8 protein-coding genes are annotated in these 11,089 nt (G+C 67.7%); 4 read left to right on the top strand and 4 right to left on the bottom strand.

The annotated features are described in order from the left end of the window. Positions 1-86 precede the first annotated feature (86 nt). Entirely contained in the window at positions 87-989 is a 903-nt protein-coding gene (locus O0K41_RS21085) for a LysR family transcriptional regulator (protein ID WP_164221856.1), read from the bottom strand. A gap of 105 nt (positions 990-1,094) precedes the next feature. On the opposite strand from O0K41_RS21085, the gene O0K41_RS21090 reads away from it, so the two are divergent. Beyond that, positions 1,095-2,309 carry an MFS transporter gene (locus tag O0K41_RS21090; RefSeq protein WP_005411585.1) on the top strand — a complete coding sequence of 405 codons (1,215 nt, stop codon included), beginning with the start codon at positions 1,095-1,097 and terminating at the stop codon, positions 2,307-2,309. A 114-nt stretch (positions 2,310-2,423) separates the two neighbouring features. Further along, positions 2,424-3,233 carry a 2,5-didehydrogluconate reductase DkgB gene (gene dkgB / locus O0K41_RS21095; RefSeq protein ID WP_012481584.1) on the top strand — a complete coding sequence of 270 codons (810 nt, stop codon included), beginning with the start codon at positions 2,424-2,426 and terminating at the stop codon, positions 3,231-3,233. 119 nt (positions 3,234-3,352) lie between these two features. Here the strand turns inward: dkgB and O0K41_RS21100 are convergent, their stop codons facing one another. Further along, on the bottom strand, positions 3,353-4,054 hold the full coding sequence (locus O0K41_RS21100; RefSeq protein ID WP_088435770.1) for an alpha/beta hydrolase: 702 nt from the start codon (positions 4,052-4,054) through the stop codon (positions 3,353-3,355). 131 nt (positions 4,055-4,185) lie between these two features. On the opposite strand from O0K41_RS21100, the gene O0K41_RS21105 reads away from it, so the two are divergent. After that, the gene (locus tag O0K41_RS21105; protein ID WP_033833807.1) at positions 4,186-4,566 is read left to right on the top strand and encodes a YbjQ family protein; all 381 of its coding nucleotides are present in this window, start codon (positions 4,186-4,188) and stop codon (positions 4,564-4,566) included. A 62-nt stretch (positions 4,567-4,628) separates the two neighbouring features. Here the strand turns inward: O0K41_RS21105 and O0K41_RS21110 are convergent, their stop codons facing one another. After that, a complete protein-coding gene (locus tag O0K41_RS21110; RefSeq protein WP_049448246.1) occupies positions 4,629-7,349 on the bottom strand; it encodes a bifunctional acetate--CoA ligase family protein/GNAT family N-acetyltransferase in 2,721 nt (906 codons plus the stop codon). Positions 7,350-7,526: 177 nt separating this feature from the next. After that, positions 7,527-8,897 (bottom strand): magnesium transporter, encoded by a 1,371-nt coding sequence (gene mgtE / locus O0K41_RS21115; RefSeq protein WP_164221854.1) that lies wholly within the window; start codon positions 8,895-8,897, stop codon positions 7,527-7,529. Positions 8,898-9,241: 344 nt separating this feature from the next. Between mgtE and O0K41_RS21120 the strand changes: the two genes are divergently transcribed. Continuing rightward, entirely contained in the window at positions 9,242-11,020 is a 1,779-nt protein-coding gene (locus O0K41_RS21120) for a monovalent cation:proton antiporter-2 (CPA2) family protein (protein WP_005411591.1), read from the top strand. Positions 11,021-11,089: the final 69 nt, after the last annotated feature.

Raw genomic sequence — 11,089 nt, forward strand, 5'->3', positions numbered from 1 at the left:
TCGGGCCGGGCCGGGGCGCCCCACCGGCCCGCACCCACCGTAACCTGCGGTAGGGCCGGCCGCTGGCCGGTACCCCCACCACGACCTCAGCGCAGGTAATCGCTCCGCGCCATCGCTTCACCCAGGTAATCCAGGAACGAGCTGATCCGCGCCGACACCGCCGTGTTGCGGTAATACACCGCGTGGATCGGCTGGTACACATCCAGCGTCTGCGTCGCCAGCACCGGCACCAGAGTGCCGGCGGCGCGGTCGCGGTCGGTCACGAAGTCGGACAGGCAGGTGATGCCCACGCCTTCCACCGCCAGTCGGCGTAGTGTTTCGCCGCTGGACACCGCGATATCCGGACGCACCCGCAGCAGGCCATCGGCATCGCCCGGCAGCGGCCAGTGATTCAACGATTCCGGTTCGTTGAAGCTGAGCAGGGTGTGCTGGCCCAGCGCGGCGACGCTGGCCGGTTCGCCGTGTGCCGCCAAGTAGGCCGGACTGGCCACCAGCCGCAGCTGGCAGCGACCCAACGGCCGCGCATGCAGGGTGGAGTCGGCCAGCGGCCCGATCCGGATCGCCAAGTCGGTGCGCCGTTCCAGCAGGTCGATGTAGCGCTCGGAGCTGTTCAACTCCAGCTGCACCTCCGGGTAGCGCGCGCGGTACCCGGCCACCAGCGGCGCGATCACGTGCAGCACGAACGGCATCGCCGCGTCCACGCGCAGGCGCCCGGCCGGGCGCTCGCGGCGGGCGGCCATCTGTTCCTCGGCGGACTCCACCGCATCGATGATCGCCCGTGCATGGCGCAGGTAGGCCTCGCCCTCTGCCGTCAGGTGCAGGCGGCGGGTGGTACGGGTCAACAGGGTGGTGCCGAGCTTGTCTTCCAGCCGCCCCAGCGCCCGGCTCACGCCCGACGGCGTCTGCCCCAGCTGTTCGGCGGCAGTACTGATCGACCCGCTGTCGATCACCGCGAGGAAGGCCTGCATTTCATCGAGAGTGGTCTTCATGCCTCCATTATTGACTGGGCGGCAATAGTGATTGGCGTGAAGACCGGTTTTTCGGCAAAGGTGCGCCGCGCACACTGCGCGCCTTCCTTCCCTCCGGAGCCGGCCATGATCCGTGGCATTCCCCTCGCCCTGCTGGCGCTGACCCTCGGTGCCTTCGCCATCGGCACCACCGAGTTCGTCATCGTCGGCCTGATTCCCACCATTGCCGCCGACCTGCAGGTCAGCCTGCCCTCGGCCGGCCTGCTGGTCTCTCTGTATGCCCTCGGCGTGGCCATCGGTGCGCCGGTGCTGACCGCGCTCACCGGCCGCGTACCGCGCAAGTCGCTGCTGGTGGCGCTGATGGTGCTGTTCACCCTGGGCAACGTCATCGCCTTCCTGGCGCCGGGCTACACCTCGCTGATCGTCGCCCGAATCCTCACCGGCCTCGCCCACGGTGTGTTCTTCTCGATCGGTTCGATCATCGCCACCGCGGTGGTGCCGAAGGAGAAGGCCGCCAGCGCGATCGCCATCATGTTCACCGGCCTCACCGTGGCGCTGGTGACCGGTGTGCCGCTGGGCACCTTCATCGGCCAGCACCTGGGCTGGCGCGCCACCTTCCTGGCGGTGGCCGCGCTGGGCGTGATCGCCCTGCTCGGCGCGCTGCTGTTCGTGCCGCGCAGCGTGCCGCAGAGTGCGCCGGCCAGCTTCCGCCAGCAGCTGGCCGTACTCGCCCAACCCCGCCTGCTGCTGGTCTATGCGATGACCGCGCTGGGCTACGGCGGCACCTTCCTGGCCTTCACCTATCTGGCGCCGATCCTGCAGGACGTCACTGGTTTCTCGGCAAACGCAGTCAGCCTGGTGCTGCTGGTGTACGGCGTGTCGGTGGCGATCGGCAACCTGTGGGGCGGGCGCATGGCCGACCGCATGGGCCCGGTGCCCGCACTGAAGCGCATCTTCGCCCTGTTGGCCGTCGTGCTGTTCGTGCTCACCTTCACCGCCTACAACACCTGGCTGATGCTGCTGACGGTACTGGCACTGGGTGCGGTGGCGTTCGGCAACGTGCCCGGCCTGCAGGTGTATGTGGTCAAGCAGGCTCAGCGCTATGCGCCGCAGGCCACCGACGTCGCATCGGGGCTGAACATCGCCGCCTTCAACATCGGCATCGCGCTGGGCGCCTCGCTCGGCGGCCTGGTGGTGGAGAACATCGGCCTGATGCACACGCCGTGGCTGGGCGCGCTGGTGGTGGTGGGTGCGTATGCATTGACCGTGCTCAGCGGCCGCCTGGACCGCCGCGACGGCATCGATGACCGCGCCGATGGCATCGCCGTGGCCACGCATTGAGATAGGTCATGCCCTGCCGGTACGGTGGTGCAATGCACCGTTGCCGGCACGCATGCGGCCACTGGCCTACCCTTTGCTGGATATTCGCATCCCTCCCCTCTGCTGGAGCTCCCCATGACTGTCCCCGCCTTCGGTCTCGGCACCTTCCGCCTGAAAGACCAGACCGTGATCGACTCGGTGCGCAATGCGCTGGATGTCGGCTACCGCGCCATCGATACCGCGCAGATCTACGGCAATGAAGCCGAGGTCGGCCAGGCCATCGCCGATTCCGGCGTGCCGCGCGAAGAGATCTACCTGACCACCAAGGTCTGGATCACCGCGTTCAAGCGCGAAGCGCTGCTGGCCAGCCTGCGTACCAGTCTGGAAAAGCTGCGTACCGATCATGTGGACCTGACGCTGATCCACTGGCCGTCGCCGAACGACAAGGTCGACGTGCCGATGGAGGAGTACCTGCCGGCGCTGGCCGAGGCCAAGGCACAGGGCCTGACGAAGGCGATCGGCATCTCCAACTTCACCATCGCCCAAACCCGCAAGGCCATCGAGATCCTTGGCGCCGATGCCATCGCCACCAACCAGATCGAGATCCATCCCTACCTGCAGAACCGCCTGCTGGTGAAGTTCCTGCAGGACAACGGCATCCACGTCACCGCCTACATGAGCCTGGCCTATGGCGAGGTGATCAAGGACCCGGTGATCCAGGCCATTGCCGGCCGCCACCAGGCCACTCCGGCGCAGATCGCGCTGGCCTGGGCGCTGCAGCAGGGCTTCTCGGTGATCCCGTCGTCGACCAAGCGCGAGAACCTGTCGAGCAACCTGGAAGCGGCAGCGATCCGCCTGACCGACGAAGACATGGCGCAGATCGCCAAGCTGGACCGTGGCCATCGCCTGGCGAATCCGGAAGGGATTGCACCCGCCTGGGATTGATCCCGACCGCGGTTGCGGATCGGAATCGGTAGGTGCCGCCCTTGGTCGGCACTGACCTCTGATGGATCATTGAAACACCGTGCGGACCAAGGTCCGCACCCACCAGAAGCGGCTTTGGCCTAGCCCTGCAGCAACCACCCGCGCATCGCCACACTGACCTCGTCCGGCTTCTCCATCGGGGCCAGGTGCCCGCAGTCCGGCACCACCACCAGCTGCGAGTGCGGCACCAGGGCGTGCATTTCCTCGCTGACCGCGAGTGGCGTAATGCGGTCGTTGGCCCCGCAGATGATCAACAGCGGATCGCGGTAGCCAGCCAGCACGTCATGGCCGTCACGGCGTTCCAGCGCACTCTGGCGCAGGAACACGTCCGCGCCCAGGCGGGCGGTCATGTCACGCACACGTTGCACCAGCACGTAATCATCCAGCCGCGAGGCATCGATGTAGCTGCGCATCAGCACATCGCCGAAGCCATGGAACTTGCCGGGCAGGCGCACGCTGGCGCGTTGGCTGCGGCGCTGTTCGGCGCGTTCCGGTGAATCGGCGTGGATCGAGGTATCGATCAGCGCCAGCTGCAGCACACGCTCGGGCGCGATGCGCAGGATCTGCTGGGCGACGAAGCCACCCAGCGAGAAACCGGCCAACGCAAAGCGCTCCGGCGCCTGTGCCAGCACGTCCTCGGCCACCGCCTGGAGGGTTTCGCCACGGGTCTGGTCGCCTACGGTGCAATCGGCGATGTCGGCCAGATCGGCCAACTGCGCGCGCCACAGTTCGGCATCGTTGAGCAGGCCAGGCAGCAGCAGCAGGGGGATACGGTCGGTCATGCGGGTATTGTCGCGCCGGTGCGGTGGCAAGGACATGCCGTGGCTGGCCCTGTGCGTTGCAGAACCGGCCCAGCAGCGCGACGACACGCTAGGATGCAGCCCTCGACCCTACCCGTTCCAAGGATGCGGCCATGGCAGACCCCTACAACAGCGGCAACCCGACGACCTCGCTGACACGTTTCGACGATTCACTGGTCACCACCGCCTTCGAGTTGCCCGGCCATCGCGTGGTGCGCAACCTGGGCGTGGTGCGCGGCATCACCGTGCGCTCGCGCTCGATCGTCGGCAATTTCCTCGGCGGCATCCAGACCCTGTTCGGTGGCAACATCACCATCTACACCGAGCTGTGCGAACAGGCCCGCGAGGAAACCTACCGCGACATGGTCAAGCACGCGCGGCAGCTGGGCGCCAACGCGATCATCGGCATGCGCTACGACGCCACCGATGTGATGACCGGGCTGACCGAAGTGCTGTGCTACGGCACGGCAGTGGTGGTGGAACCGATGCGGTAGCCTGGTCGTAGAGTCGAGCTTGCTCGACTGCTTTCGATGGCAACAGTCGAGCGAGCTCGACTCTACAGCGGTGCCGCCGGCACCTCTACCTGCTGCACCGGCAGGGTCACCATCATCACCGTCGGGTCATCCGGGTCCAGCTTCGTCTTGAAGCCCAGGCTCTGGCACATCGCCAGCATGGTGCTGTTCTCGCGCAGCACCTGGCCTTCGACCACGTCCAGGCCCAGCCACTTGGCGTACTCGATCATGATCGCCATCAGCCGCCAGCCAATGCCGTGGCCCTTCAGGTCCGAGCGGATCAGGATGCCGTACTCGCCGCGGTGGTAGTCGGCATCGGCGTGCAGGCGCACCGCGCCGAGCATTTCGCCACTGCGCGGTTCGATCGCCACCAGTGCGATCGAGCGTGCGTAGTCGAGCTGGGTCAGGCGCGCGATGAACTCGTGGCTGAAGTGCTTCACCGACTGGAAGAAACGCAGGCGCAGGTCCTCGTCGCTGACGCGGGCGAAGAACGCACGGAACAGCGCGTCGTCCTCCGGCCGCACCGGACGCACGAAGGCGCGGCCGCCATCGGACAGTTCGATGGTGCGCTCCCACTCCTTCGGGTACGGGAACACCGAAAAACGCGGATGACCACGGCCCTTGTGCAGGATGCGCGACGGCGCCACCGCCACACGTGCGTCGAGGGCGAGGATGCCTTTGCCGTCGACCAGCAGCGGATTGATGTCCAGCGTACGCACTTCGGGAATGTCGGCGGCCAGCTGCGCCAGCTTGACCAGCGCCAGGGCCAGTGCGCGCTCGTCGGCGGCAGGCACATCGCCATAGGCCTTGAGGATACGCGAGGCACGGGTCTGGCCGATCAGCTCATGGGCCAGGCGCAGATCCAGCGGCGGCAGCGCCAACGCCTTGTCATTGATCACTTCGACCGCAGTACCGCCACGACCGACCACGATCACCGGGCCGAACGTCGCGTCATCGGCAATGCCGACGATCAACTCGCGCGCCTTCGGGCGGACGATGGTCGGCTGCACCAGCAGACCGTCAATGCGCGCATCCGGCCGCAGCTGGCGCGCACGTGACAGGATCGCATTGGCCGCGCTCTGCACCGCCGGCAGCGTCGTCAGGTTCAGGCGTACGCCATCGACTTCCGACTTGTGCGGAATATCGGGTGACAGGATTTTCAGTGCCACGCTGGCGCCACGTTCCAGCAGCGGTTGCGCCAGGTCCATCGCCTCGTGCGCATCGCGAGCATGCATCACCGGCGCGGAGGGAATGCCGTAGGCCTTGAGCAGTTCGTGGGTGGCCAACGGGTCCAGCCATTGCTGGCCGTTGGCCAGCGCCGCATCGACCAGCGCGCGTGCGGCCGCCGCGTCGACACTGAAATCCTGCGGCAGGCTGGGTGGCGTTTCCATCAGCGCGTTCTGCGCCTCGCGGTAGCGCACCAGGTGCTGGAAGCCACGCACCGCTTCGGCCTCGGTCGGATAGGTCGGCACCCGTGCCGCGTTGAGCGTGGCGGTGGCCTGGTCATCGTTGCCCAGCCACACCGCGAACACCGGCTTGTCGCGGTGATGGCGCGGGCGCAGTCCGAGCGTGCGGGTAAGCGCCTGTGCGGCGTCTGCGGATGAAGTGAATGCGGTCGGCACGTTGACCACCATCACCGCATCATTCTCGTTGTCAGCCAGCAGCGCCTCGATGGCGGCGGCATAGCGGTCACCATCGGCGTCGACCACGATGTCGACCGGGTTGCTGCGCGACCAGCCCTGCGGCAGCACGGCGTCGAGTTTCTCGACCGTGCTGTCGGACAGGTTGGCCAGCGTGCCACGCAGTGCAATGAGCTGGTCCACGGCCAGGCGGCCGACACCGCCACCATTGCTGAGAATGGCCAGGCGACGACCGGGGAAGGTCCCCAACCGGCCCAGCGATTCGGCGGCCGTGAACAGTTCGTCCAGCGCGCCCACGCGCAGCAGGCCGGCGCGGTTGAACGCGGCGCCATACACGTCGTCGGCGCGGGCCAGGGCCTGCACATGGGTATCGCGGCTGCCCGGCTGCACGCGCTCGGCGCGGCCGGACTTCACCACCACTACCGGCTTGGCGCGGGCGGCGGCACGCGCGGCCGACATGAACTTGCGCGCATCCTTGATCTGCTCGACGTAGAGCAGGATGGCGCGGGTGCGGTAGTCGGTGGCGAAGTAGTCGAGCAGGTCACCGAAGTCGACGTCCATCGTGTCGCCCAGCGAGACCACCGCGGAAAACCCGACCGAGCGGGCCACGCCCCACTCCACCAGCGCGGCGGCAATGGCCGAGGATTCGGAGATCAACGCAAGATCACCGGCCTGCGGGAAGTGCGCGGCGATGCTGGCATTGAGCCGTGCGTGCGGTGCAATCACACCCAGGCAGTGTGGGCCGAGGATGCGCAGGCCATGCTTGCGCGCCACCGCCTCCACCTGCGCCGACAGCGAGCCCGGGCCTTCACCCAGGTGCGCGGTGAGGATGATTGCCGCCTGCACGCCGCGTTCGGCAGCGGTGCGCACCACCTGCGGCACGATCGACGCCGGCGCGGTGATCACCACCAGATCCGGCACCCAGTCCAGGTCCTTCAGCCGCTTCACGGTGCGGATGCCATCGATTTCGGCATGCCGCGGGTTGATCCACGCCACCTTGCCGGGGAAGCCGGTGCCGCGCAGGTTGCGCATCACCGCACGTCCGGCCGAGCGCTGACGCGGGCTGCCGCCGATCACCGCGACCGACTGCGGACGGAACACGGACTGCAGGTGGTAGGTACTCATGCGCCTACGGTAACCAAATTCCATGACGATGGGGTCAGATCCCTTTCCCCAGGAAAGGGATCTGACCCTTGCGTGACCCTTGCGTGCCGACCAAGGTCGGCAACTACCGGAGCACGCTGCTTCAGGGGTCCGAGCCCTTCGCTGCGCGAAGGACCCGACCCCCTAACCGACCCCGGTTTACAACAGCGTGCCGCGCAGGATCATCGCGGCGATGCTGAAATAGATCACCAGGCCAGTCACATCCACCAGGGTGGCCACGAACGGGGCCGAGGCACTGGCCGGGTCGAAGCCGAGCCGCTTCAGGATGAACGGCAGCATCGATCCGGACAGCGAGCCGAACGTGACGATGCCGACCAGCGCGGCGCCGATGGTGATCGCCAGCAGGATCCAGTGCTCGCCGTAGTCATGCAGGCCACCCAGCTGCCAGATGACGATGCGCACGATGGCCAGGCAGCCGAGGATCGCGCCCAGCACCATGCCGGTGGGCACTTCGCGCAGGGCCACCTTCCACCAGTCGCGCAGGCGCAGTTCGCGCAGCGCCAGGCTGCGGATCAGCAGCGAGGTGGCCTGTGAACCGGAGTTGCCGCCCGAACTCATGATGAGCGGAATGAACAGGGTCAGCACCACCGCGCGCGCCAGTTCGTCCTCATAGTGCTGCATCGCGCTGGCGGTCAGCATCTCGCCCAGGAACAGCACGCTCAGCCAGCCGGCGCGCTTGCGCAGCATCTCGAAGAAGCCGATCTGCATGTACGGCTTGTCCAGTGCTTCCATGCCGCCGAACTTGTGCGCGTCCTCGGTGGATTCCTCGATCAGCGCATCCAATACGTCATCGACGGTGACGATGCCGAGCATCTGCTGCTGCGCATCGACCACCGGGATCGCCAGCAGGTCGTGGCGACGGATCAGCCGTGCCACTTCTTCCTGGTCCATCAGTGCGTCCACCGTCACCGGTGGATTGACCTGGGCCACGTCCAGGATCGACTCCTCCGGCAGGCCGGTGATCAGCCGGCGCATGGTCACCACCTGCTGCAGCTGCTGGCTGGCCGGGTCCAGCACGTAGATCGCGTACACCGTTTCACGGGTGCGCTCGACCTGGCGGATGTGCTGCAGGGTCTGCGCCACGGTCCAGCTGGCGGGTACCGCCACGTACTCGGTGGTCATCAGCGCGCCGGCGGTGTTCGGCGGGTAGCTGAGCAGCTTCTGGATGGCCTGGCGGGCGTCGGTGCCCAGCAGCGGGATCAACCGGGCGCGTTCTTCCTCATCCAGCTCATGGACGATGTCGGTGGCGCGGTCGTCGGCCATCAAGCCGAGCAGGGCGGCAGCGCGCGCCGGCGGCAGCGCAGCCACCAGTTCGCCGCTGCGGTGCAGTTCCGGCGCTTCCAGCATTTTCACTGCACGCGGCAACGGCAGCGCAGCCAGCGTTTCCGCGGCGCGGGTCAGTTCCAGCGTGTTGAGGAATTCCACCGCATCGGCGGTGTTGAAGTTCGCCAGCGGCGCGGCCAGTGCGGCGGCATCGGCCACCGGGCGCAGCAATTGCTTCTGGTTCATCGAGTTTGCCTTGTGGGGGTGCGACCTCGCGCAACGCCAACGCAGGCAAACCGTCCCGATGTCAGGCGGTGGCCATCGCTGGCGTCGAACGAGGTCGACTTCTACTGTCGCTGGACATGGGTTGGGGACTCCGGGATGCGTGTGCCGACGGACGCGCCGCCAGCGGCGGGCAGTCTGGACCCGTGGACCATGCAGGTCAACCCGGTCCCGCCGCGGCAGCACCCTGCCCGCAGGTTGTTCTCGTGCGTACACAGGCCGGCGCGCATAATGGCGCGGTGGTGTTCGCCACGCTTTTCCCAACCCGAACGGACGCACAGCGGCTCCCCCGATGACCAGGTATTCCCATGCATAGCGGTGGTCTGGAACTGGCGCTGGTGCTGCTGCTGGCAGCGGTCATCGCCGTGCCGGTGTTCAAGAAGTTCGGCTTCGGCGCGGTGCTGGGCTACCTGGCGGCCGGCGTGGTGCTGGGCCCGGACGGGCTCGGCTTCGTGCAGGACGCCGACCGCATCCTCGGCGCCGCCGAGATCGGCGTGGTGATGCTGCTGTTCGTGATCGGCCTGGAACTGTCGCCGGCACGCCTGAAGGTGATGCGGCGCTCGGTGTTCGGTGCCGGTGCGGCGCAGGTGGCGCTGTCCGGGCTGGTGCTGGGCGGCTTGCTGCTGCTCGACCACTTCCAGTGGAAGAGCGCGCTGGTGGTAGGCGTGGCGCTGGCGCTGTCATCGACGGCGGTGGGCCTGCAGCTGCTGTCCGAGCACAAGGCGATCAACAGCGACCACGGCCGGTTGGGCTTTGCCATCCTGCTGTTCCAGGACCTGATCGCGATCCCGCTGCTGGCGGCCATCCCGCTGCTGGGCGGGGTCAAGAACGAGACCCTGCGCTGGGAAGATGCGGCCGTGGCGCTGGGTGCGCTGGCGGTGGTGATCCTGTGCGGACGACCGGTGCTGCGCAAGGTGTTCAGCATCATTGCGCGCACCCGTAGCCCGGAAGTATTCACTGCCACCGCCCTGCTGGTGGTGCTGGGCACCGCCTGGTTCATGCAGGAAGCCGGCCTCAGCCCCAGCCTCGGCGCGTTCCTGGCCGGCGTGCTGCTGTCCGATTCGGAGTTCCGGCATGAGCTGGAAGCGCAGATCGAGCCGTTCAAGGGGCTGCTGCTGGGCCTGTTCTTCATCGCGGTGGGCATGGGCATCGACCTGGACCGCATCGCCGCCGAGCCGTGGCTGATCGCCGCAGGTGTCGGCATCCTGCTGGTGGTCAAGTTCAGCCTGCTCTACGCGGTTGGACGTGTCGCCCGGCTCAGCTCGCGGCAATCGCTGCTGCTGGGCAGCGTGCTGTGGCTGGGCGGCGAGTTCGCCTTCGTGGTGTTCAACGAGGCACAGCGCGCGCACCTGCTGGGCAACGCCAACCACGACCGGCTGGTGGCGATCGTCGGCCTGTCGATGGCGATCACGCCGCTGTTGATGATCGCGCTGCTGAAACTGCTCGGCCAGGAGAAAGCCACTCCGCGCGAGCCGGCCGAGGCCGACAAGGTGGCGCCGGACAACCGGCCCAAGGTGCTGATCGCCGGCATGGGCCGCTTCGGCCAGGTGATCGCGCGCCTGCTGACCGCGCAGAAGGTGCCGTTCGTGGCGCTGGAGGCGAACCCGGATACCGTGGCCGACCTGCGCCGATTCGGCAACCAGCTGTATTACGGCGACCCGACCCGGCCGGAGATGCTGCGCGCGGCCGGGGGCGAGCACATCGATGTGTTCGTGATCACCGTGGATGACCCGGAAACCAACCTGCGCGCGGTGCGCATGGTGCGCCGGCTGTACCCGGACGCGACGGTGCTGGCGCGTGCACGCAACCGCCAGCATGCGTGGCGCCTGATGGACATGTCGGCCGAGCCGTTCCGCGAAGTGTTCGGCACCAGCCTGGAGATGAGCGGCCGCGTGCTGACCGCGTTGGGCGTGGCACCGGACGTGGCCGAGCGCCACGTGCAGCGCTTCCGCGAGCACGATGAGCAGCTGCTGCGCGACCAGTACCTGGTGTACGACGACGAGGCGGCGGTGATCCAGACCTCGCGCGACGCACGCAACGACCTGATGCATCTGTTCGAGGCCGACGCGGAAAGCGACGGCAAGTAGGCGTGGCGGCCCCCCGGGGGGGCCCCCCCCCCCACAAGCGGGCCCCCGGGGGGGGGGGGGGGGGGGGGG

This window comes from Stenotrophomonas sp. Sm2128, assembly GCF_030985535.1.
In the GTDB taxonomy this organism is placed as follows: domain Bacteria; phylum Pseudomonadota; class Gammaproteobacteria; order Xanthomonadales; family Xanthomonadaceae; genus Stenotrophomonas; species Stenotrophomonas maltophilia.

Excerpts from the sequence above, each read along its gene's own strand:
- O0K41_RS21085 (WP_164221856.1), bottom strand. The coding sequence starts at position 989 with ATGAAGACCACTCTCGATGAAATGCAGGCCTTCCTCGCGGTGATCGAC.
- O0K41_RS21090 (WP_005411585.1), top strand. The coding sequence starts at position 1,095 with ATGATCCGTGGCATTCCCCTCGCCCTGCTGGCGCTGACCCTCGGTGCC.
- dkgB (WP_012481584.1), top strand. The coding sequence starts at position 2,424 with ATGACTGTCCCCGCCTTCGGTCTCGGCACCTTCCGCCTGAAAGACCAG.
- O0K41_RS21100 (WP_088435770.1), bottom strand. The coding sequence starts at position 4,054 with ATGACCGACCGTATCCCCCTGCTGCTGCTGCCTGGCCTGCTCAACGAT.
- O0K41_RS21105 (WP_033833807.1), top strand. The coding sequence starts at position 4,186 with ATGGCAGACCCCTACAACAGCGGCAACCCGACGACCTCGCTGACACGT.
- O0K41_RS21110 (WP_049448246.1), bottom strand. The coding sequence starts at position 7,349 with ATGAGTACCTACCACCTGCAGTCCGTGTTCCGTCCGCAGTCGGTCGCG.
- mgtE (WP_164221854.1), bottom strand. The coding sequence starts at position 8,897 with ATGAACCAGAAGCAATTGCTGCGCCCGGTGGCCGATGCCGCCGCACTG.
- O0K41_RS21120 (WP_005411591.1), top strand. The coding sequence starts at position 9,242 with ATGCATAGCGGTGGTCTGGAACTGGCGCTGGTGCTGCTGCTGGCAGCG.